Origin of the sequence: Spirulina major PCC 6313 (genome assembly GCF_001890765.1) — a bacterium.
GTDB classification, from domain to species: domain Bacteria; phylum Cyanobacteriota; class Cyanobacteriia; order Cyanobacteriales; family Spirulinaceae; genus Spirulina; species Spirulina major.
In genome coordinates this window covers 3,693,970-3,717,025 of sequence record NZ_KV878783.1, presented here as the reverse complement: position 1 = coordinate 3,717,025, position 23,056 = coordinate 3,693,970, and the positions used below count along the sequence as shown (strand labels likewise).

22 protein-coding genes are annotated in these 23,056 nt (G+C 52.6%); 9 read left to right on the top strand and 13 right to left on the bottom strand.

Annotated elements, in window-relative coordinates; all coding sequences use genetic code 11:
• Positions 1-33: 33 nt before the first annotated feature.
• Positions 34-1,347 (bottom strand): 30S ribosomal protein S12 methylthiotransferase RimO, encoded by a 1,314-nt coding sequence (gene rimO, locus SPI6313_RS16470; protein WP_072623193.1) that lies wholly within the window; start codon positions 1,345-1,347, stop codon positions 34-36.
• Between the two features lie 279 nt (positions 1,348-1,626).
• On the opposite strand from rimO, the gene btpA reads away from it, so the two are divergent.
• From btpA to SPI6313_RS16445, 5 genes are all read left to right on the top strand, one after another.
• Positions 1,627-2,469, top strand: a complete 843-nt coding sequence (gene btpA, locus SPI6313_RS16465; RefSeq protein WP_072621973.1) for a photosystem I biogenesis protein BtpA — start codon at positions 1,627-1,629, stop codon at positions 2,467-2,469.
• Positions 2,470-2,520: 51 nt separating this feature from the next.
• Positions 2,521-3,492: a vitamin K epoxide reductase family protein gene (locus SPI6313_RS16460; RefSeq protein WP_072621972.1), complete on the top strand. Its 972-nt coding sequence runs from the start codon at positions 2,521-2,523 to the stop codon at positions 3,490-3,492.
• Positions 3,493-3,656: 164 nt separating this feature from the next.
• Positions 3,657-4,637: a vitamin K epoxide reductase family protein gene (locus SPI6313_RS16455; RefSeq protein WP_072621971.1), complete on the top strand. Its 981-nt coding sequence runs from the start codon at positions 3,657-3,659 to the stop codon at positions 4,635-4,637.
• Between the two features lie 100 nt (positions 4,638-4,737).
• Entirely contained in the window at positions 4,738-6,915 is a 2,178-nt protein-coding gene (locus SPI6313_RS16450; protein ID WP_072621970.1) for a CHASE2 domain-containing protein, read from the top strand.
• Between the two features lie 143 nt (positions 6,916-7,058).
• Positions 7,059-7,640, top strand: coding sequence for a LapA family protein (locus tag SPI6313_RS16445; protein ID WP_072621969.1), 582 nt, complete (start codon positions 7,059-7,061; stop codon positions 7,638-7,640).
• A 50-nt stretch (positions 7,641-7,690) separates the two neighbouring features.
• Here the strand turns inward: SPI6313_RS16445 and msrB are convergent, their stop codons facing one another.
• From msrB to cofH, 5 genes are all read right to left on the bottom strand, one after another.
• The gene (gene msrB / locus SPI6313_RS16440) at positions 7,691-8,089 is read right to left on the bottom strand and encodes a peptide-methionine (R)-S-oxide reductase MsrB (protein ID WP_072621968.1); all 399 of its coding nucleotides are present in this window, start codon (positions 8,087-8,089) and stop codon (positions 7,691-7,693) included.
• 75 nt (positions 8,090-8,164) lie between these two features.
• Entirely contained in the window at positions 8,165-8,956 is a 792-nt protein-coding gene (locus SPI6313_RS16435) for a peroxiredoxin-like family protein (RefSeq protein WP_072621967.1), read from the bottom strand.
• An 11-nt stretch (positions 8,957-8,967) separates the two neighbouring features.
• On the bottom strand, positions 8,968-9,429 hold the full coding sequence (locus SPI6313_RS16430) for a hypothetical protein (RefSeq protein WP_217650636.1): 462 nt from the start codon (positions 9,427-9,429) through the stop codon (positions 8,968-8,970).
• A gap of 146 nt (positions 9,430-9,575) precedes the next feature.
• Positions 9,576-10,178 carry a GNAT family N-acetyltransferase gene (locus tag SPI6313_RS16425; RefSeq protein WP_072623192.1) on the bottom strand — a complete coding sequence of 201 codons (603 nt, stop codon included), beginning with the start codon at positions 10,176-10,178 and terminating at the stop codon, positions 9,576-9,578.
• Positions 10,179-10,276: 98 nt separating this feature from the next.
• Positions 10,277-11,464, bottom strand: coding sequence for a 7,8-didemethyl-8-hydroxy-5-deazariboflavin synthase subunit CofH (gene cofH / locus SPI6313_RS16420; protein WP_072621965.1), 1,188 nt, complete (start codon positions 11,462-11,464; stop codon positions 10,277-10,279).
• Between the two features lie 59 nt (positions 11,465-11,523).
• Here cofH and SPI6313_RS16415 point away from each other — a divergent pair, with 59 nt between their 5' ends.
• Positions 11,524-11,937: a hypothetical protein gene (locus SPI6313_RS16415; protein WP_072621964.1), complete on the top strand. Its 414-nt coding sequence runs from the start codon at positions 11,524-11,526 to the stop codon at positions 11,935-11,937.
• On the opposite strand, the gene cbiT is transcribed toward SPI6313_RS16415, so the two are convergent.
• Complete coding sequence (gene cbiT, locus SPI6313_RS16410) at positions 11,918-12,505, bottom strand: precorrin-6Y C5,15-methyltransferase subunit CbiT (RefSeq protein ID WP_072621963.1); 588 nt, start codon at positions 12,503-12,505, stop codon at positions 11,918-11,920. The two genes, SPI6313_RS16415 and cbiT, sit on opposite strands and share 20 nt — an antisense overlap.
• 309 nt (positions 12,506-12,814) lie before the next feature.
• On the opposite strand from cbiT, the gene SPI6313_RS16405 reads away from it, so the two are divergent.
• Together SPI6313_RS16405 and SPI6313_RS16400 are read left to right on the top strand one after the other, a co-directional pair.
• The gene (locus SPI6313_RS16405; RefSeq protein WP_072621962.1) at positions 12,815-13,213 is read left to right on the top strand and encodes a thiol-disulfide oxidoreductase DCC family protein; all 399 of its coding nucleotides are present in this window, start codon (positions 12,815-12,817) and stop codon (positions 13,211-13,213) included.
• 60 nt (positions 13,214-13,273) lie between these two features.
• Positions 13,274-13,552 carry a hypothetical protein gene (locus SPI6313_RS16400; RefSeq protein ID WP_072621961.1) on the top strand — a complete coding sequence of 93 codons (279 nt, stop codon included), beginning with the start codon at positions 13,274-13,276 and terminating at the stop codon, positions 13,550-13,552.
• Here SPI6313_RS16400 and SPI6313_RS16395 read toward each other — a convergent pair.
• From SPI6313_RS16395 to SPI6313_RS16365, 6 genes are all read right to left on the bottom strand, one after another.
• Positions 13,549-14,037 carry an SH3 domain-containing protein gene (locus SPI6313_RS16395; RefSeq protein WP_072621960.1) on the bottom strand — a complete coding sequence of 163 codons (489 nt, stop codon included), beginning with the start codon at positions 14,035-14,037 and terminating at the stop codon, positions 13,549-13,551. The genes SPI6313_RS16400 and SPI6313_RS16395 overlap by 4 nt on opposite strands.
• 108 nt (positions 14,038-14,145) lie before the next feature.
• Positions 14,146-15,666 (bottom strand): hypothetical protein, encoded by a 1,521-nt coding sequence (locus SPI6313_RS16390; protein ID WP_072621959.1) that lies wholly within the window; start codon positions 15,664-15,666, stop codon positions 14,146-14,148.
• Positions 15,667-15,834: 168 nt separating this feature from the next.
• Positions 15,835-17,124: a glucose-1-phosphate adenylyltransferase gene (locus SPI6313_RS16385; RefSeq protein ID WP_072621958.1), complete on the bottom strand. Its 1,290-nt coding sequence runs from the start codon at positions 17,122-17,124 to the stop codon at positions 15,835-15,837.
• A 134-nt stretch (positions 17,125-17,258) separates the two neighbouring features.
• Positions 17,259-17,891, bottom strand: a complete 633-nt coding sequence (gene upp, locus SPI6313_RS16380; RefSeq protein WP_072623191.1) for a uracil phosphoribosyltransferase — start codon at positions 17,889-17,891, stop codon at positions 17,259-17,261.
• Between the two features lie 95 nt (positions 17,892-17,986).
• Positions 17,987-19,798: a glycosyltransferase gene (locus SPI6313_RS22415; protein ID WP_084669071.1), complete on the bottom strand. Its 1,812-nt coding sequence runs from the start codon at positions 19,796-19,798 to the stop codon at positions 17,987-17,989.
• A gap of 87 nt (positions 19,799-19,885) precedes the next feature.
• Entirely contained in the window at positions 19,886-21,082 is a 1,197-nt protein-coding gene (locus tag SPI6313_RS16365) for a phytanoyl-CoA dioxygenase family protein (protein ID WP_072621957.1), read from the bottom strand.
• Between the two features lie 677 nt (positions 21,083-21,759).
• Between SPI6313_RS16365 and SPI6313_RS16360 the strand changes: the two genes are divergently transcribed.
• Entirely contained in the window at positions 21,760-23,034 is a 1,275-nt protein-coding gene (locus tag SPI6313_RS16360; protein ID WP_139276680.1) for a glycosyltransferase family protein, read from the top strand.
• Positions 23,035-23,056: the final 22 nt, after the last annotated feature.

Genomic DNA, 23,056 nt, shown 5'->3' with positions numbered 1-23,056 from the left:
GAGGGAGGTGCAATCAAGGCCGGCACAGCTTGCTTAGCGGACTGTGCCGTGGAGGTCGTAGATGTCCGCATCGGTGATGTGGACGGGGATAATTTGTCCCAACTGAGCGGCTCCGTTGACATAGACAAGACCATCAACCTCCGGGGCAAACCGGGGCGATCGCCCAATATACAGATTGGTCTCAGGATGTTCTTGTTCGATTAAGACCGGTACAGTTTTGCCAATTTCAGCTTGGTTGCGACGCGCAGCAATCGGTTGCTGAATCGCCATCAGGCGATCGCGTCGGTCATCCATTACGTCTTGGGGGACTTGGTCTTGGAGATGATACGCCGGTGTTTCTGCTTCCGGGGAGAAGGTGAAAACGCCCACATGATCAAATTCATGGCGTTCAACAAACTCGCACAGGTGTTGAAAATGGCTCTCCGTTTCACCGGGAAACCCAACAATAAAGGTGGTGCGCATTACCGCATTGGGTAAGGCGGTTTTCAGCCGGGTCATAATTTCGTCATTAATGCGCCCTTGCCAGGGCCGATTCATTGCCCGCAAAATTTCCGGGTGGGAATGTTGGAGGGGCAAGTCTAAATAGGGCAGAACGTTAGGAGTTGCTTGCATCGCGGCCACGACTTTGGGAGTCAGACCCGTGGGATAGGCATAGTGCATCCGAATCCACGGCACATCGACATTTCCCAACGCTTGCAATAATTCTGCAAGTTTGGGTTCGCCGTAGATGTCTGTTCCGTAATTGGTCGTGATTTGAGAGATTAAAATTAACTCCTGTACGCCTTGATCGGCAAGAACTTTCGCCTCAGTGACGATAGATTCAATTGAACGCGATCGCTGGTTGCCGCGCAGGTGCGGAATAATACAAAATGCGCAGCGATAGTCACACCCTTCGGCAACCCGTAAATACGCAACTCCCTCGGTTGTAGTGCGGTAGCGGGGCGTGGTTTCGTCAGCAATGTAGGTTGGCTCTTGGGAAACCTCCGTGACCCGTTCGCCAGATTCTACTCGCTCAATAACATCAACTATCTTATGGTAGTCGGCACTGCCCACCACTGCAACTGCTTCGGGCAATTCTGCTAAAAGTTCGGTTTGGAAATGCTGGGCCATGCAGCCCGTGATCACAATTTTTTTATCCGCTTCGGCCAGTTCAACGAGGGTGCGCACGGACTCTTCCCGCGCCGCCTGGATAAAGCTACAGGTGTTGACAATGACGTAGTCGGCGAGGCCTTCGTTGGCATCGACGGTATACCCGGATTGAGCCAGGAGACCGAGCATATGTTCGGAATCAATCCGATTTTTTTCGCAGCCGAGATGAGAGATGGCAATGGTTGGCTTGGGGCCCATACTGAATGTGACGTGCGTGGTGGTGGATTGGGGGGTAAATCGGGGTGGCCATCCAATGCTTTTGATGGACTGCCCATTGAAAGCATAGAATATTTCAGGGAGGGTTTGTGGATTTGCGATCATCCCCTGGCTCGATAAAATCATCTGGATGAGATTATTTCTCTTGGTGTTCCCTTGGCGGTGTGGTTACGCTGATTGGCGTGGCGATCGCTGGCTGCTCTTCCCAATCGGGAAACAGCATGACCCCTTTGTACGTTAGCGGCGAGTGACAAAACGGACGTGGATTTAAAACAGATCTTTTCTACCCCTCATCCCATTATTGGCGTGGTTCACCTGCTCCCCCTCCCCAGTTCACCCCGCTGGAATGGTGATCTCAAAGCCGTGATCGCCCGTGCGGAACAGGAGGCGACCGCCTTGGCAGCGGGTGGGGTGGATGGCATTATTGTCGAGAATTTTTTTGATGCTCCCTTTGCCAAGGATCACGTTGATCCGGCGGTGGTGAGTGCGATGACCCTGGTGGTGCAGCAAATCATGAATTTGGTGATGGTACCGGTGGGGATCAATGTGTTGCGCAATGATGCTCGTAGTGGCATGGCGATCGCGACGGTGTGCCAATGCCCGTTTATTCGCGTCAATGTGTTGACGGGGGTGATGGCGACAGATCAAGGCATTATCGAAGGCAACGCCCATGAACTGCTGCGCTATCGGCGGGAATTGGGTAGTGAGGTGGCGATTTTTGCCGATGTGTTGGTGAAGCACGCCCGGCCTCTGGGAATGCCCAATCTCACCACGGCGGTGCAGGACACGATCGAGCGGGGCTTGGCCGATGCGGTGATTCTCTCCGGTTGGTCTACGGGCAGTCCGCCGAATTTGGAGGATTTGGAATTGGCGGCCAACGCGGCGAAGGGCACGCCGGTGTTAATCGGCAGTGGGGCGGATTGGGATAATGTGGCGACCTTGATGCAGGCGGCGGATGGGGTGATTGTGGCCAGTTCCCTGAAGCGTCACGGCCAGATTCATGAGCCGATCGATCCGATTCGGGTGCAGGGGTTTGTGGAAGCGGCGCGGGAACCGGTGATTGAGACGGCGATCGCCTCTACTCCCCTGAAAATTGCGCCCTAAGAGTGGTTTAAATTAGCTAGGCTGTTGGTTGCATTTCCATAGATCTTGATCATGACTGAATCTTGGCTTTCCCGCTGGTCTCGTCCCCTGATGCTCGCGATCGCGGTCTTGGGCATCCTCCTCACCGCCTATCTCACCTGGGCAGAACTCACGGGCCAAACCCTCCTCTGTCCCGTCACCGCCAACGGCAGTGACTGTAATGATGTGCTCAACAGTGCCTATGGTCGCCTGTTTGGTGTGCCCCTCAGTGCCTATGGGTGTGTGGCCTATGGGAGCATGGCGATCGCCGCTGGACTGCCCTTAGCCATTGACCCCGACGAGAAACGCAGTTTACGGCGCAGCATCGAGGGAAAAACTTGGCCCCTGTTGCTGATTGGCTCCCTGATTATGGCCACGATGAGCGGCTATCTCCTCAGTGTGCTCACATTTGAACTCCATAGTTTTTGTCCCTATTGCCTCACTTCGGCCCTCTTTTCCTTTACCCTCGCCGGCCTGAGTTTGGCGGGGCAGGAGGGGGAAGATTTCGGCTCGGTACTTTCAACGGCGGTGATTGTCGTGGTGTTAACCCTGGTGGCCACCCTGGGAGCCTACGCCCAGGATCAACCCGCTCCGGCGGTGGCTTTCGCCGGCGATCACCAAGCGATCCCCAGTTTAAAAACTCGCCCCCAACCCGGTAAAGGTTGGGAGATCGTCACCCAATCGGGCCCGGATGAAATTGCCCTCGCCCAACACCTCCAGGCCACCGGGGCCAAAATGTACGGGGCGTACTGGTGTCCCCATTGCAGCGAACAGAAGCTCCTGTTTGGCGATCGCGCCTTTGCCCAAATTCCCTACATTGAATGTGCCGAAGGGGGCCAAAATGCCCAGCCGGACACCTGCCGCGCCGCCGGTCTTGAGTCCTATCCCACTTGGGAAATCCATGGCGAACTCTATGCGGGGATTCACCGTCTTGATGAACTCGCCGAACTCTCCGGTTACTCCGGATCACAAGCCTTTCGCTACTTTATGCCAGGCCTGAATTAAGCCCAAGCCAGGCCTCGAACACACTACACTAAACAACAAAATCCCAATTCTCAGCACCGTTCAAACTGTCATATCCGTGTCATCGGTTCGTCAACCGTGAGCCATACCCTAGAGAGGGCATCCACACCTCTCGTTATTGATGTTCCACCGTTCACAACTTCACTATGCGGCGTAAACGTTCTCAACCTTGGATTCATAAATGGTCACGGTTCATCATTGGTGCGATCGCCACCGTGGGCTTTTGCTTAACCGCTTATCTCACTATCACCAAGCTCACCGGCGGCGCAGTGATCTGTTCCACCGCAGACTTCACCGCATCCGCCCAAGGCTGTAACAGTGTCCTGGATAGCCCCTATGCCACCGTCTTCGGCTTGCCCCTGTCCCTCTTTGGGGCCCTAGCCTATCTGAGCATGGGCAGCGCGTCCCTCCTCCCCTACGCGATTAATGCCGACCAAAAGGCCAAATTCCGCGAAAGCGTGGAGCAGTGGACTTGGTTATTTCTCCTCGTCGGGGCAACCTCGATGATGGTCTTTAGTGGCTATCTGATGTATGTCTTGTTTTTCAAGCTGCAAATGACCTGCTACTACTGCATCGGTTCGGCCCTCTTTTCCCTCAGTCTGTTCGGCTTCACTCTCTTCGGTCACGATTGGGACGATATGGGCCAACTGATCACCACAGCAATCATCGCGGCGTTGATGACCCTAGTGGTGACCTTGGGGATTTATTCGCACCTGAATCGTCCCGCCGTAGCCGGGGCCAAGCAAACCATCCCGGCGATTATAGAACAACCAGAACCGGGTGTGGGCTGGGAGATTAGCACCACCTCTGGCCCGGCAGAACAGGAATTTGCTGCCTATTTAACCGAGCAGGGGGCTGTGATGTATGGGGCGTATTGGTGTCCCCATTGTTTTGACCAAAAACTGCTGTTTGGGAAGGAAGCCTTTGCGGCGGTGACCTATGTGGAATGTGCCGAAGATGCCACGCAGGTTGAACCAGAACCGACGAAATGTGATGCCGATGGGGTGACAGGTTATCCAGCTTGGAAGATTAACGATACCCTGTATCCAGGAGTCCGCCCCCTCGAAGAGTTAGCGACACTGACGGGATACACCGGCTCTCAGGACTTTAAGTATCGAATGCCCTGATCGGGGTGCATTGTTGACGATCAATACGGTAGTCCCATGGGGGATTTTGGGGTGCGATCGCGATTAACCCACCATAGATCATTCCGATCTTGACATTGCTATGCTGAAGCCTTTGCGTCGGTTTACCTCTCGGCTCCTTCGACAACAGAGCCTGTTTGTGATTGTCGGCAGTGTGACCCTGTTGGTGATTGGGATACGTTGGACGGGGATTTTGCAAGGCTGGGAATGGGCCGTGTGGGATGCCTTGGTGCGATCGCGCCCCCCCGCCACCGCCCCTGAAGATCGGATCATGATTGTCAAGGTGGAAGAATCCGACCTGCAAAAATATGACTATCCCCTTTCCGATGGTGATGTGGCGACGCTGCTCGACATCATTGCCGCCGCCCAGCCCAATGTCATTGGCCTGGATATTTATCGGGGCGAAGCACGGGAGCCGGGCCACGATCGCCTGATGAACACCATCCAGCGCCTCCCGAATTTGGTGGTGATTGAGCAACTCGAAGACGACGAGAAGATCGGCATTGACCCCCCGCCCGCCGCCACCCCGGAGCAGGTGGGGTTTAATAACGTGGTGATTGATGCTGATGGGGTGATTCGCCGCAGCATTTTCTTTTGGCACCTAGACGGCGAGGCCAAAACGAGTTTTTCGGTGCGGGTGGCCGAGGCCTATCTCGCGGCGAATCAGGGGGAAGGGTTACTCGCTGGGCCAGAACAACGCCGTTGGGGACGACAACCGGCCCTGTCGCCGGGTCGGCTGGGTGAGCAGACGGTGTATTGGTTTGAGCCAAACCATGGCCCCTATGTGCGGGCCGATGCCCAGGGTTATCAGGTGGTAGTGAATCCCCGCAATCCGGCGCAGTTCAAGACCGTCACGATGGAGGAGGTGATGACGGGGGCCGTGCCAGCGGAGCAGATGCGCGATCGCATTATTCTGATTGGCTACACCGCCAACAGTGTTAAAGACTATTTCAACGGCCCCTACAGTGCCGAGCTTTTCCAAGCCCCCACCCAATTTTCCGGGGTGGAGTTTCATGCCAATTTCATCAGTCAAATGATCAGCGCCGAACTCGATGGGCGATCGCTGATTCGATTTGGGTGGGGTGAAGCGGAATGGCTTTGGATCTTACTGTGGGCTGGGGTTGGTGGGGGGATTGTCTGGAAAGTGCGATCGCCCCTCGGCCATACCACCCTGTTGCTGGGGTCTGCCACCCTGCTCGGTAGCATCGTCTACGGGGCGTTGCTCGTGGGGTGGTGGCTTCCCCTTGTGCCGCCCCTCCTCGGCATGGGCAGTGCAGCGATTATCCTCACGAGCTATCTCGCCTACCAAGAAGAGGAATTCAAACGCTCCACCGAATTTCTCCGCTCCATTATCGACAACATTCCCGACCCCATTTTTGTCAAAGACCCTACCCACCGCTGGATGATTTTTAACCAAGCCTTTTGTGACTTCAGCGGCTATGAACGCAGCCAAATTTTGGGGAAAACCAATAGCGAAATTTTCACCGCTGTGGAGTCGGAACAGTTTAACCAGGAAGAGGCCTGGGTTTTTGAACATCAAACCCCCCGCGAAACGGAAGAAAAATACACCAGCAGCGATGGCCTTACCTACCTCAGTGCGACGAAGCGATCGCTCCATAAAGATGCTGCCGGTAACGTCTTCCTCGTCGGGGTCATCCACGACATCACCGAACGCAAACGGATTGAAGAAGAACTGCGCCGCACCACCGCCGAACTCACCCGCTCCAACAGCGAACTCCAAAAAACCCAGACCCACTTACAACGCCTCGCCTATTACGACTCCCTCACCGGCCTCGCCAACCGCAAATCGTTCTTTGAAAGCCTCAAAGCCTCTCTCAACTGGGGGCGCGACAACGGTAAATTAGTGGGCTTACTCTACCTCGACCTCGATGGATTCAAAGCCGTTAATGATTCCCTCGGCCATCATGTGGGAGATTTACTGCTTCAGGCCGTCGCCAAACGGATCACCCATTGCCTGCGGGACAGTGATATCGTCGCCCGCCTGGGGGGAGATGAATTCACTGTCATTCTCCCAGGGATTAAAAAGCACAATGATACGGGCATTGTGAGTGAAAAAATTATCAGCACCCTCGCCCAGCCTTACCAATTAGAAGACCATGAAGTGGGGGTCACCGTGAGTATTGGCAGCAGCTTATTTCCCAAAGATGGCGAGACGGAAGAAGTTCTGATCAATAAAGCCGACCACGCCATGTATTGCGCCAAAAACGGCGGCCGCAATCAACACCAGATGGCGGATTGATTACAGAGGATTCCAGGCAGGGCAGGAGTGAGTCAGGCTTGCAACGAGGGTGATGCGTGAGCAGTGGCTGAACCCTGCGGGCCTAGGCAAAGCATTGTGGCGGGTCTTGGTAGACTGGGAAGGCAAAGCATTGAAGAAAACCCATGCGGATTGGTGTGTTTTTAGCAGCAGTTGGCCTATTGACCATGGTAGTGGTGCAGAATTGGTCGCCGACGTTGCCGTTGGTGGTGTTTGGGACGGCGACGATCGCATTCCCTCTGGGCCTGTGGTTAGCCTTCGCCCTGGGGGCAGGCTTGATCACCAGTATTCTGCTCCAAGGTCTCAGCTATCGGCCGATTGTCAAGGCCCCTGAACCTCCGGTCGCGCCCCGTTATCGTGCTGGGGTGGAAGAACCGCCGCCGCGCCGTTCGCGATCGCGCCCCGCCAAGGGGGATTGGGAAACACCCCTTGATCCGGAATGGGAACGTGAGGCGGATGATTGGGATATTGAGTCCCCCCCGGAACGTCCCACCACGCCCCGCCGTGAGTCGCGGCAACCCGTCACCGAAGCCCGACGGAATGACACAACCCAGCGCGATCGCCCCGCTGATGGCATTTATGATGCTAACTACCGTGTGATCACGCCGCCACCTGCCACCCCAGACCCGGAGCCAAGTTCACCCCCTCCCCGTGACCCCACGAAAAACACTCCCGATGCCTCGGACGGCGAGGAGTGGGAGTTTTAAGGCAGGGGTGCGGGTGGGACGGATCTCCGTGGGAGTTGGGCTGACCGGGTCTAGCTTTGGGGTTCAAAGTCTAGGGCAGCGGAATTCATGCAGTAACGTTTGCCGGTGGGTTGGGGGCCATCGTTGAACACATGGCCGAGATGGGCATCGCAGGCGGCGCAGAGGACTTCTGTTCTGACCATAAACAGGGTGCGATCGCTTTCATAGGCCACATTATCTTCGGTAATGGGCGCGTAAAAGCTCGGCCAACCCGTTCCGGAGTCAAACTTAGTCTCTGAGGTAAAGAGGGGTGTGCCGCAGCACACGCATTTATAGGTTCCGCTGGCTTTGTTGTTGTGATATTGGCCCGTGAAGGCTCGTTCTGTGCCTTTTTTGCGGGTGACTTTAAACTGTTCAGCGGTGAGTTGAGCTTGCCATTCTTGGTCTGTTTTTTGAATTTTTTCCACCATGATGTTCGATTAAGGGTTGATACCGTTTTGAGTGGGACTGTCTAGCTGGGGTTGTTTGGCCAGAGAGATATTATTCTAACGATTCCCTGCTGGCCCTTGGGTGGGGATCAAGAATGAGAGGGGGCGACGCATTTCGGCGGCATAGCCCAAAATGCCGCGATCGCGATATTCGTAGCCGAGTTCTCCTGATGCGTTAAAGAGAAACGTTGCGCCCCGCTGGGGGAGATAGCTGGAGTCGGGGACGTAGGTGCGCCAATGGGAGAGCACCTCTACCATGTTGCGGAGGCGGACGGTGGCGAGTTCAAAGGGTCGCTGGAAGCCGTTGCCCCCGGCTAGGTTAAAGACTGACCCCCGAAAGGAGGGCAAGGGGGGCGCGTTGACCTGTTCGTCGTCGTGGATTAGTTGGGGGCCGTGGCGATCGCCCCAATAGCCGCGCCACACTTCCCGCAACGTGCCAGGACTACCAATCCCGGCGCACATCAGCAGCAGATTCAGCCAGGCGTTTTGGCCGGGGGAGAGGCCGGGAATTTTAAAAGTTAAGCCGGGATAGAGGTTGAGATCGCGGTGGAGTTGGGCTTCGGGATCGACAAAAAGCTCGGCGGCGGGGAAGCCGGTATAGTCGCAGAAGCGTTGGCCGGAGTTGCGATCGCCAATGCCCACGGCCCGCACGGCAATGTTGGCGTGGTGGAAATGGGCGCGATCGCGCTGAATCCAGGTTGCGTATTCAAGGCTGTCAAAATCCCCCAGTTGCGGCCAGATCACCACAAGGGTTTGCGCAGCGGTTTCCGTGTCCCGCAACACGGGCAGGAGCACGCCGTCACTGACCCGGATGCGATTGGTTTGACGCAGCAGTTCATAGCTATTCATGGGGGGAAGACTTACCATTCCGTGAGGTTGCGAACTTTATGCACCGTTTGGGGCAGAACCCCCACGAGGGCGGCGATCGCCTCATTGGGCAATTGTGCCACCGTTTCCACATCAAACCAATTTTCAAACTGATTGAGAATGGCTTGGACGCGCTGGGTGGGGATGGGGTTTTCCGTGACCTGTTTAAACAGTTTCACCCATTGCCGTCGCATTAAATAGGCTTTTTGGCGTTCTTCGGGGTCTTTCGGGGGCAACAAAGACCAATTGCCCACCGGCAACACATTCAACACATCAGTATCAAACACACTGCCCACCACTGCCCCCGGCCCGGCAAATTCGGCGTGATGTTGCTTATAGATAATCAAACCGTTGCGGCGACGTTGATTCACCACGAGCAGTTTTTGCGATCGCAAATCGGTGAGAACTTGAGCGATCGCATCAGACGGCGGAGGTGACTGAGTTGCATTCATCATGGGTCAAACAAATGGTCAATCCCACCAATCCGGTAACGGTTCAGGATTTTAGTGATCCATGTCCAGAGAAGGACAGAAAGACCCAACGCGATCGGTCTCTAAAGAACCCTTCAGGACTAGCTGTAACATACCCCACGCACCCCCATCTACTCAGAACATTGCAATGATTTGTACAGGAGCAACCGCTGGGGTTGAAACCACTCCCATCCCCCATAATTCGGGGCACTGTCCTCGATATGATACCCCAAACCTTGGTAGAGTTGCTGTGCCGGTTGGTTGCGATTTAACACATGGAGATAAATGGCTTCAAACCCCCAATCTCGCGCTTTCGGTTCACAGCCCAACAGCAAGCGCCGCGCTACCCCCCGCCGTCGATAGTGGGGATGCACCGCCAGGTTAGAAATGTAGGGATATTCAACGGTATAGCGTCGCCAGGTGAGGGGGCGCACGGACACTTCCACCGTACCGATCACTTGCTCCGTGGGATGGGACACCGCCGCAAAACAGCAATATTGGGGCAGATCTGCCCGGAAGCGAGCGCGTAAATCTTCTTGAATGCCGAAGCGGATCAGGGGCTGCATCCAAAACATCACACTGGTCGGGGGGTGAAAGCTGTCGGTGAGTACCTCAGCTAGGCGGGGGATGTCAGCAGCGGTGGCGTGCCGAATGGCGATCGCCGCCCTGGGGCAGGTGAGATCATCGGCAGCCGAGACAGCGGAGGATGGAGCAGGAGAATAGCAGGAGTCCAATACCGTGTTTAAGAATGGGGAGGAGCAAAAGGGGGATGGACAATCAAGGCTTAAGATCGACCCGTTGACCGTCATCTAAAGAACACTGATCACCATTGCTAACGCATTGTAGCGGGAATTTCGGGGTTCGGGAAGATGGCGGCGGTGGGGGCGGCGATCGCATCGCGCCCCGGTTGATAGAGTGTCGTGCGTTCTTGGGCCGGGCGGCCGATGGAGGCGATCGCCCCTCGCAATGCCTCCACCGTTAAACCCGTGCCCCCTTTCGCCCCGGCCATGGTGGTGATATGTTCTTCCATCAACGTACCGCCGATGTCATTACAACCCCAGCGCAGCGCCTCCGTCGCTCCGGCGAGGCCCAACTTCACCCAACTGGGTTGATGGTTGGGAATCCACCGCCCTAGGTAAATCCGAGCCACCGCCATGAAATGCAGGGTAGCCGTGAGATCGGGCTGATCGCGCCCCACTCGTTTGCGGAGGGCGGGGGGGGCCTGTTCCCCGACAAAGGGCAGGGCGATGAATTCGGTGATCCGGGCGGGGTAGGCTTGGGCGGTGATTTGAAGTTGGCGGAGGTGGTGGAGGTGGGCGATCGCATCCCTGGGGGTTTCAATATGGCCGCAGAGCATCGTGCTCGTGGTGGGAATGCCGAGACGGTGGGCCGTGCCGACGATTTCGAGCCAAGTGGCCGTATCCAGTTTTTCCGGACAAATGATCTGACGAATGCGATCGCTCAACACCTCCGCCGCCGTCCCCGGCAGCGACCCCACCCCCGCCGCCTGCAACACCCGCAACACCGCTTCATAACTCAGCCCATCTTGCCGCGCGATAAACTCCACCTCCTGGGGCGAAAAAGCATGGAGATGCAACGCCGGAAACGGCTCTTTAATTAACCGCACCAAATTTTCGTAATAGGCCAACGCCGACCCCTGAATCTTCGCCTCCGGATTCAGTCCCCCCTGCATACAAATTTCCGTCGCCCCCAGGGCCACCGCTTCGGCCACCTTCGCCCCCATCACCTCCGACGATAACCAATAGGCCCCGTCTTGGCCCACATCCCGCCGAAACGCACAAAATCCACAGTGCTGCTCGCAGATATTGGTAAAGTTGAGGTTGCGGTTCACCACATAGGTAACTGTGTTGCCACTTTGTCGTTGCCGCAGTTGATCGGCCACCCTGCGGATCGATTCACGGATCGCCGGGTCTGTTTGGGACAGTAACAGTATCCCCTCCTCTGGGGTGAGATCCTGACCATTAAGGGCATTCTGGAGCGAGCGAGTGACGGAGGACATGGTGAGTTACAACGAGGATGAGTGAATGATGTACCTGAATAGTGTAGAGAATTCAGCCCATGGAACGCGGATTATTATGGTTGCCCCTTTTAGTTGGTTTTATCGGCCTAGCGTGGGCGGGGTGGAATGAGTGGAAAAAGGTTGATACCTATCAACAGTGGGCTGAGGCGTTTGACCAGGCTAAGTATGATCTTTATGCGGTTTTGGGTCAAAAGGCGGAGGTCATCACCTGGGGTTACCCAACCCGTAACGGGATTCTGAATCCTCAATCGTTTTCGCTGCGGGATGTGGTGGGGATTTATCTGCAAGTGAATGGGCAACGGGTAACGGGGGAACTCCCCCGCAAGGGCAAGCCGATGCTGGAATTTGTGATGACGGGCGATCGCCCCCCAATTTTAATTCCCTTTACTGAAATTCCCCTCGCGGCCAAGTGGCAGCAGTATTTAGACGGCATCAGAACTTCTCACCACTGAGAATAAACATCGGATTCACCGCCGCGAAGGTTTGATGGAGTCCCCGCTGTTCGAGACGATTCACCGCTGACTGAATCACCTCAATTTGGCGGGCTTGCAGGGTGGCCAATCCTTCGGAAATAGCGTAGAGATTTTCCAGATTATTCACTGTGGCCACAATTCGGCCCGCTGGGGCGAGGGCATCCCAAGCGGCATGGAGAATGTCTTTGATGGGCCGTCCTCCTTCGAGGCAAATGCGGGTGGGGCGGGGTTCAATTTCAGGTAAGCAATCGGGGGCGCTGCCTTCGATCACTTGCACATTTTTGACCTGGAAGCGATCGCAATTGCGCCGAATCAAATTCGCTACCTCTTGATCCCGTTCAATGGCGACAATCTGGCTCTGGGGTGCGAGTAACCCCACCTCCACCGGAATTGTCCCCGTCCCCGCCCCAATATCCCACAGCACCGATTCCGGCTCCATCCGCAACGCTGACAAGATCAACACGCGCACCTCGCGCTTACTGAGGGGAATTCCCGGCAGTTGTTCAAACTGCTGATCCGGAATCCCAGGGGTTACATACTGCCACATACATTATCTAAACTTCGTTGATTGAGCCTAGCATACGGGGTCAAGTTCGCTGAGGGGAGGATGTCAAAAATCCGGATCATAGAGGGCGAGATTGAGGACTGAGCTTGTCGTTGGCGAAGCCTCTCGTCGGGAATAGCCCCGCCGTTTACCTTTCGACAAGCTCAGGGTGCGCTTGCTCAGCCTATGCAATCCGGATTTCGTCTGAAATGTCAATGATAAATCCAATGTGCGAGCCTCTCGCGATCGCCCCTTTAGCAGATTGCGGCCAATCCCCGCTAGGATCGGAGATGGAGCGCACCTTATGAATTCATGGCTAATCCTCGATACCACGTCATCTATGACGGCAATTGCAATCTTTGCGTCACGTTTACGCAACTCCTCGAACAGTTTGATCGCGGTCATCTCTTTGACTACACCCCCATGCAAGACGAAGCGACCCTCGCCCAGTGGGGGATCGCCTGCCAAAGTGGGGCTTTGGGGATGATTTTGCTGGATGCCCAAAACCCGAACCACAAATGGCAGGGCAGTGCGGCTGCTGAAGAAATCGCCCGCCTCTTGCCCTTGGGGGATCTATTTGTGCAGATGTACCGGAATATCCCTGGGATGAAACCCATGGGCGATCGCATCTATGACCAAGTGCGCGACAATCGCTATGCCTGGTTTGGTGAACGTGAGAGCACCTACTATTCCGAGCGGCGCAGCCCCTAACCTTGGGAGGAAATCATCGGGTTCGTGCTGTTGTGAATCCCTCAGACGTTGCAATCACCCATGAAACACTCAACCGAAACAAAAGCCCTGCTCTTCAGTGCGGGGATTTGCGCCCTCATCATCGGAGGAGCCGCGTGGTGGTTTTTTCGAGCCGCTCCCCTGGCTTCCACTAATCCCCCCGCCGCCCTCTCCTCAGATCCGGATACCGTGGCCACCTTTGCCGATGTATCCCCCGTGCCCCGTGGTGTATTTCGCTATGGAGGTAGCACCACTGGGTCGTTTATCCTGTTGAGGAGCGTCCCCTCACCCGTTGCTGCCGTTGGAACTCACGGCCCTTAGTCTTCCTCGATCGGTTCGGAGTTGCCCGCCTTGACCCAGCCTTGGCGATCGCTCCCCGGCATCCGCACCCGTTCCCACAGACCATCATCCGTCGTATCCAACACAATCATCGGATCTTCGTAGAGCAAACTCCCGATCTGTTCTGCGTCTAGGGACGGTTCCGCCCGCAGCGTTAACCCATCGGGCCAGGTCACTTGTGCTCGATAGGCCCCCTCTTCAAGAACTTCCGCTTCGACAGGTTGCGCCGGTTCAGGAGCAGCCTCCGAATCGGATTGCGCTTCCGCCGCAGTTTCAGGCACAATGCCGTCGGTGGGTTGTGGTTCCGCTGTGGATGTGCTGCCCCGCTCCTCGCTGTAGATCGGACGCTCCGGATTAACCGACATCCGACTAAAAAAGTAATAGCCCGCCGCAGCACCACTGATCCCTAAGAGCGCAACGCCACAAATGATGCCCAGGACAAATTGTAGGAAGCGTAAAAACGACATAAGGTATAGCTAGATTGGGGTTGAAGGATAATGAATTAAGCTTGATCGTAACTCAAAGTGGAGTTTCTTCGGCTGCAACTGCGGAGAACAGCCCCATCTCGCCGGGGTTCAATTGATTTGGGTGACTTGGCGCAAGGCACGGGTTTGATCCATTAAGGCCTCAATATCTTCTGCTGATAAACGTTGGACATAGTTCACCTTGATCTCTTCAATCAACGAGGTCATCAGGTATTCCATCCGCTCTAGACTTTGTTGGGCGGTTATTTCGCTGGACATGGACTTGGTGAAAGTGGCCACGATGCGATCGAGTAAGGCATCAAATTCGGGGTCTTCTTCGATTAGGTGTTGAATTTGGGTGTAGAGCACGCCGTATAGATTGTGTACCACTTGCTGGGTCATTTTCTTTTGGGCTTCGGCGATCGCTGGCACCGAGGCTAACCCTTGGGCCCCTGGGGTGTCAGCGATCGCCTTATTAATGCTATATTCCACCAACGCCTCCACATCGTCCCGCATCGCCGGGAGCACCTGATTCACCACCAACTGCACCACCAACCGGGTAATTTCCGCCACCTCATTGGTATCGTTGAGGTCAATATACGGATTGACATTTTGTTGAGATAGAAAATTCGTAAATTCTCCCCGCTTAATCGACCCTTGCACCTGATTTAAAATGCCCACCACCACCACTTCCGTGAGGTCTTCAGCAATACTCGCCACAAACCCTTGACTGGCTTGTTTTTTGATTTGGTGCATATCGATCAGTTTGGCCTGATTTAAACGAGTCGTCACCGGAATAATCCGCAATAATCGCGCCCAATTCATCCAATAGGGAACGGGCATAAACAGCAGCACATCATACCAACGCCACAGCATCGCATCAAACCAGGTCACTCCCTTGCGACGACGACTAATTAACCAAGTTCGGGCGATAAATTCTGCAAAAAACAGAGCCGAAAACGGAAAATCAAGAATACCAAAATTATCCACCGGCTCCCCATTTTCACCCACCGGCCGAAAGTAATTAGTTTCCACCAAGGGCTGAATTTCTTGCTCAAAAAAATCTAATTGATCGCCAATATCATTTGCTTCTAAATAGTCCAAACTCCAGAATATTTGAAATGCTTCCTTGGCGGAGTCTGTTTCCACATGGTCACGCATTAAGTTTTTAATGCGCTCTAATGTGCCGGTTTTATTGGCAACCTGGAAGGGATTTGTGTCGATAATATCTTCGCTTTGGGTGCGTAAAATGCTTAGGGATTGTTGCACCTGGGGTGAGTAGAGATTATAGCTAATTAGGTTTTCTGTTAAGATTTCAAATTCGTCAAGATATCGGTCGGTATCTCGATAGGGTTCAATGCCCTTAACCCAGTCATACCAATGGGTCACGGGTAAGCTCATCACCGTCACCGGGTCTTCGGGAAAGCTATATTCAAAGTCACCCACTTTTAAACTGAGAAACTTCACACGTCCTTGCAACCAAAAATCCCGCAGGGGAATGTAGCTGAGGTCAAACAGGACGAGGAAAAAGTTTAAGGCTGCAATAATCGCGACCGTCCGTTCAAACCAGAGGCTAATCCGTTTGCCGGTGGAGGATGTGACGGAGGGGAAGGATTTTGGGAGTAGGGCCATGGTTGTTTGGAGGGTGCGATCGCATTCAGTGGCGAGCAGTCACTGCTCATTCTATCCGAGTATAGCAAGGGGTGAATCCTCCCTAAACCCACCATTAAAAAAACAGCAGTGACTATGCTGCTGTTTTGCCCCAATGTCGAGGGGATTAATCGAGAGGGGTTGAAGGAATTAGATTACCGTGCCATCGGGAATCACCGCATTTTTCAATACAACCACGACACCGCTCCGAATATAGAAACCTTCATCTTCACGGTTGGATTCTTCCACACGGTCTTTATTCAAGATCAGCACTTTTTGACCAATGCGGGCATTCTTATCAACGATCGCCCGCCGAATGGTTGAACCCGCTCCAATCCCAATGGGAATTTTTGTGGGTTCATTGGGGTTTTGACGTTCGGTAAAGGGTTCGTAATAGTCAGATCCCATTAAGAGGGAGTCTTCAATTTTACAGCCCGATTCAATGCGCGATCGAATTCCTAAAACCGAGTGACTAATGCTGCAATCTTTAATGATGCAACCTTCGCCAATGATCGATTCTTTCACATCACAATTGAGCAGTTTTGTCGGCGGTAAATAGCGGGCCCTGGTGTAGATGGGAGCCTTTTCATCATAGAAACTAAAGGCGGGTTTGGGCTGCATCGTCAGGGCCAGATTCGCTTCAAAGAAGGCCTCAATCGTCCCGATATCTTCCCAATAGTCATCGAACAGATAGGCCTGCAAATTATAATCACTCGCCGCAGCGGGAATGATTTCTTTACCGAAATCAGTTTGCTGGGGATATTTTTCGAGCAAGTCGATGAGGACTTCTTTTTTGAAGACGTAGATGCCCATGGAGGCAATATAGGGTTTTTGGCGGGCATCTTCAGGATTTAACCCCAAGGTGGTGGTGTCCACCTGCATGGCTTTGAGGGCTTCGCCAGTGGGTTTTTCGCTGAAATCTACAACGCGGCCATTGTCGTTGATTTTCATCAAACCGAAGCTAGAGGCGCGGCGCTCGTCAATGGGAATCACCGAAAGGGTAATGTCTGCGCCGGTTTCGCGGTGGCGTTGAATGAAGTCGCTGTAGTCCATCCGGTAGAGGTGGTCACCGGAGAGGATCAGGTATTCGTCGGCATCCCATTCGCGGAATAACCAGAGGTATTGACGCACCGCATCGGCGGTTCCTTGGAACCAGTCCGGATGTTCGGGGGTTTGATGGGCAGCGAGGACTTCAACAAAACCGTCACTAATGCTTGAAAAGTTGTAGCCTCGGCTGAGGTGACGGTTGAGGGACGCAGAATTAAATTGCGTCAAAACATAAATTTTATCAATGCCAGAGTTGATGCAGTTACTCACAGGAATATCGATTAAGCGATATTTTCCGGCGAGGGGCACTGCGGGTTTGGCTCTGAGTTTTGTTAAGGGGTAGAGGCGTGTACCTGCACCGCCACCCAATATGATTCCTAATACTCGTTTCACGGAAAACCTCTTGACTGCCTGTAGTTGACTCTCCAAGACAAGTTTATGATGGCAGGGGCAAATTGTCATAGAAAACGGGGATTTCGCCGCCTGGGTGGGGGTGGATGGGGGGCGATCGCACTCCCCACCCCAGCTTATTTTGTCCCGTAGAGGCGATCGCCCGCATCGCCCATGCCAGGGATAATGTAGGCCTGTTCATCCAAGCCCTGATCGATGGCAGCGGTGTAGAGGGGCACATCGGGGTGATGGTCGTGAAAGGCGGCGATGCCTTCGGGGGCGGCGAGGAGACAAATGAACTTAATCTGTTGGGGGTGGGATTCTTTGAGACGTTCGACGGCGGCGATCGCAGAATTCCCCGTCGCCAACATCGGATCAATCACCAACACCTCCCGCTGTTCAATATCGTGGGGCAACTTCACATAATATTCCACCACCCCATGGGTCGTCGGGTCACGATACAGGCCAATATGCCCCACCCTCGCCGACGGCATCAACTCCAACATCCCATCCAATAACCCCTGCCCCGCCCGCATAATCGGCACCAGCACCAGTTTTTTATCCGCCGCCAACATCGGAGCCTGCATCGTCGTCAGGGGCGTTTGAATTTCCGTCAACTTCAACGGCAAATCCCGCGTCACCTCATAGGCCAGCAACATCCCCACCTCTTTCAGCAGGGTGCGAAACTTGGCGGTGCTGGTGTTCACCTGGCGCATCAGGGTGAGTTTATGCTGTACAAGAGGATGTTCAATCACAGTAACCAGGGCCATGGTCGTGTTTTGGGGATAAGGGTTGGGCACATTCAGCAAGAGAGAGGGATATCGGGTGAGGGTAGTACCTCATATTCTTGAAAACCGCTATCGACTCAATATCTTAGTAATTTCATCTGATACAGAAAACGATACCAGTTCGCTCGCCGTAAATATTGATTGACTTTTTGATTAACGTTGAAGATCGATACAGTCTCACCATGCTGAGTCCAGCGCAAGCGATTCATTTCCTCCTCTCCCACATCATAGAGAGCCTGAGTTTTTTGCTGAGAGTGGACTCTAAATGCTCCAAGAAAACGAGGTAAGCGGACAAATTTTGCTCCGGCCGCTCTGAAGCGCAATAATAGATCCCAATCCATGGCAAAACGATAGGACTGATCTACTTTGCCTCCAACTTTATTCCAAATTTCACGTCGCCAAAACAACGTCTCTTGGGGGATATAGTCAGCCCAACTCAATATTTCATGGTCATGGGGAGGTAAGATCCAGCGACTAAATTCATGACCTTGCTCATTAATTAAAATGCGATGACTATAAACAACATCTACACCCGGATTATTACTGAAAAACTCAGAAACATAATGTAACGCACCAGGAAGTAGAATGTCATCCGCATTGAGCCAAGCCATAATCTCACCTTTGGTTTTTTGAAATCCCAAATTGATAGCATGAGCTTGTCCCCCATCAGGGGAAGATTCAATATGGCTAACCTGCTGGGCATAACGCGCTAAAATCTCAGTTGTGCCATCGTTTGAACCACCATCTTGAATCACGTAGTCAAGATTTGGATACTTCTGCTGAAGTATACTTTCAATCGTCTTTGAAATATATTGGACTTGATTATAAGAAGGTGTCACAACTGAAATCCAGGGCATTTCGTCGCTTGATATCGACTTATTTACACAATAGTAAGAGCGAGGTAGTCGGATGCTTCTCGGTGTAAATTGTAGTTCTAGAGACAAAGGGTTCTTATTTCTACGAATGAAAGTAACTAATCTCTTTGGTAATTTTCTCTTCAAGAACGGACGAAAATGAATAACAAGCCAGTAAGAAGGCGAGAGCTTGAGAAAAAAAGCCATATTTTGGATTGTTTTTTCTTTCTCAATAAGCTCGGTTTTTAATTTGTTGATTGCTTTTGTTGGTAATATAAAATATTCATTTTTTTGTGATACAAAATTCTCAGCTTCAAAAAACTCTACTCCCATTGAAAGGAATGATCTATGCTGAGAGTAGCCCATTTTTTGCATTGCATACCCATGCTTCTTCCAAAACTCTGCTTGGATATCCATCGGCATTTCTGTCAACCATTGACCCACTTGTCCATTACGAAAATAACTAAGGTACTCTTTTTTTGAATCTTTAAACTCAGGAATTTTTGCATCTTGACTAATAATGTCTTGATTGATATTCAATCTTTGAAGAGCGTAGTGAATAATGTCTTGAGGATGGGGATGCTGAATTAAATATTCAAAGCGTAGAATAATTGTCGGAGCCTGACGCTGTGTCCAGGTAAGTACATGACCAGACCAACCACTAACGTGATTAGAACTGATCACTAAATCTCTGAGAACTTGGTCAAATGTGCGATCGCAAATCTGCTCTGGATAATTTGCAAAGATATAGTGAGCATAGGAAACCAAAGCATCTCGACCATCACGGACAAGATAAATAGCTGGAGATTGATCAGAGGGAAGCTCGTGGGTTTTTATAAAAAAAAGCTCAGAGGCATTCTGCATTTTTTCTTGAGACATGGGCAGCGGTTGATAGCCCACGATGGATCTCAAGTTTTGTGAAATCGATGTTTTTTTATCGTAATTTGTATAAGTAGAAAATCCAGAAAACTGATGTAGCAAAATTCGGAAAAAACTATTTCCTGAGCAAGGGTAAGATGCAATCCAAATAATCATTTTAACAAGGTTGAAACATGATATTAATGATTGGTAATCTTAATTGACCTTGATGATGGAGATTGAGCGAACTGCATTGTTGCGTTGCTATTCTCCATCTATGAGGATAATTCGGCTGATGCCTAAACCCAGTAAGCGATTATCCGAACTCTCTGGATTGAGATCACAAGGACGGGTTGGATGCTTCACCCGTAGTGTTACTCGCAGTCGTTTGCCTGCTTCTACAGCCGGAACGATACCCTCAGCAACGAAGAGTCTGCCGTCTTGGCACTGACGCAGCCGGAGCCGTTTCTCGTTGACTTGAATCTCCAACTTTTGCCAGCATTCTGCTCGGATCATATGCAGAGCTTCACAGCGCAGCTTGCGTTTGCCACCTGTGGCCGGCAGTAAATCAAGCCAGCAGTCTTCTTGCGCTGTCCAAGCAAAATGTTGTTTTCCGTCCCGTTCGGGGAGATGCCAACCCAGTCCAGGGGCAGGACGGTCAAATTCAAAGGCATCGCCAAGTTGAAGAGTCTGCTCCCAGCGATCGCTCGGTTCTCCCTGCGGCGGTTCCTGATACGCATTAAATCCCATCTCATCCTGCCCACAGAGAGGAATACAGGGAAACGCATCATCGGTTTTAACCAAGGGTATGGTAATACGGACACCAATACCAATTCGACGATTTCGACTCCGATTGGGATGGGAACCATGCACAGTTCTCTCATTGAATAGGACGAATTCACCCGGTTCTAACTCTAGAGGTACTGCTGCGCTGGCATCAAATTCGGCTGAATCGGCAGACATCCCATTAAAACGGCTACTATTATTCGGATTGGTATTTCTCACAGGTGGGATAATTTTGCGGTGTGAGCCAGGGATAACTTCAACGCAACCATTTTTCGCAGTAGCAGCCGTGATTGCCACCCAAGCTGTCATGCTCAACATCGGTTCCAGATTCCAGTTATACAAATCCTGGTGCCAGGGATAAACATCCACTCTGTGCCCTTGGGTAGGAGCCTTATCAAAAATTGCTGAAGACCAAAGAATCAAGTTGGAGCCAAAGAGCGATCGCACCTTCGCTTGGATGTTTGGAGCCGAACAAACACGGTAAACCGTTTCACTGTCCAGATGGCGGCAGTGGGTTGGATAGGGAGAGTAAGCACTCGGCACAGGCAGCACCTTTTCCGTTAGAGTCTTGCGGATTTCAGACATATCCTCAGGCGCAAACGCTCGGAAAGGTCCTAGAAATCCTTGTTGCCGAAAAGCGGTAATATCAGCAGAAGTTAGAGAGCTTGTCGTCATGAGGCGATTAGCATGATCCAATTATTTGGATTATCTAACACAATCTCCTCAATGAACACTGTTGACACTCCCCGGCCTAAAGGCACGGGGATTCTTGGCTCACCGAGTCCACTTACCTAGGATTCCTTGCGAAGTCCTACATAGAGGTGGTTCTCTCCCCAAGCGTTACTTTCGGTGTGCCCCACCGTAGTTGGATTGCTCCAAAGTTTGTTTGGATTGGCAGCAATATTTGCCAAAAACTGATTCGTCTAGTCCCTGTGAATCTTTTACCTACTGGCAGGGAAGCCTAGAACAATGAAGTAGAACCCCATAGATTCAATTGCCAAGGTTCAGTCGCTACGGGTTAGGTAGCATCGGGTTTTTAAAGCGGTTGATTACCCTATCCGCTACGCTAATCCTAAACCATAAAAAGCCGTCCTTCCAGGACGGGGCTTTAGACCCATGAATTTTGGTAACAACTTTCTGTAATGGACTTCTCGATTGTTATCCCTCTCGAATTCCATCGTGGCCAGAGTGAACGCTGCCTTCAGGCTTGGACAGGAGAACAAACGTTTCCTGCCAACCAGTTCGAGCTTATTGTCGTCGCGCCTGAACACCTCAGCCCATCGATCCTCGATCGTATTCAGGGACTTCTGCGAGAGCAGGATCAGCTCCTTCTCGCCAATGACAATCACGACATGGGGCTTTGTGTCAAAGGTGCGGCCATCGCTACGGGAGATATTTTGTTCTTTACCGAATCCCACTGTTGGCCGGAGCCAAATGTGCTGGAATTGGCCAAACAAGCTTTAGCAGCCAACCCCGACTGGGCTGGATTTAGTGCCCGCTCCATCCGAAAAACCCATAACCGTCTGTCCGAAGCGGAAGCGGATATGTATGAGGCGGACATTGAATACGCGATGCTCGAACACCCCTGGCGCAAGATTCTTGACCAATGCTTTGTGGTACGCAAAACCGCTTGGCAGGAATCGGGTGGCTTTCAGGCAAATTTAGGACATTTTGCCGAATGGCTCTTGGCAGCTCGGTTCTATCAAAAGGGTTTGACTGTAGGTTATGCACCAGAAATCTGCGTACACCATTACTACATTGGGGACTTCGCCGAGCTAGAGGAGTTTACAACCGACTTTATCCAAGGTCATGCCCGTTTTCTAACGGAACAGGCAACTGATCCCGCTGCCGACTTCTTTCCTTACATTCCCTACTGGAGTGAGCGGAGCAATTATCTCCGGGTGAATGCTTGGCTGCTACTGTTCTTGGTGTTGAAAACTCCCATCTGGTATTTTCCAGTTTGGGCTTGTTTACAGCACTGGATCATTGCTTTGCTGGGTCACCGAGCTGCCGTTTTACAGACTCGTTTTCAAGTTTGGCAATCCAAAAACTGGCTCCGTCTGACGCTTTTTTTGCGTCCGTCGCGGCGTGTTGAAGCCATGCGAATGTACTGTCGTGCATTGATTGATGCTGCTGCGGCTAGACTCCTGCACTCCGATCGACCGGCCACAGCAGTGAACAATTTGCTGCCTCCTTCTGGACGTTATTGTTTTGGCGATCGCCCCCCTGCCAATCTTGAAATCTGTAGTTTTCACTTACCTGAATCTTGGCAAGGGCACTCCTGTCGCTGGAGTGAACCCCAAGCTCTCATTCATCTTGCCTTACCGCCCGGTGTGTATCAAGTTCATCTGACTTGGATTCAGATGGGGACTCATGCTCGTCACAGACTCCGTTTCTACTGGAACGGCCAGAAGTTGGGGCGCAAATGTGAGTTGACGGATGTGTCACTCCGATTTCGAGCGCGGGTTGACGGCCAAACTCCCGCCTGGCTGGGTTGGACTTGTGGCCGTCTGGCGGCTCCCGGTGATTCGCGAAGACTGGGACAGCTTATGGAGCAAATTGAGTGGAGGCTGGTCAACACTTGTGAACAGACAAAGGGATCTGCGCCCCTTGTTCTCCGGGTCTAGGCGTTTTCAGATCAACTAGGAT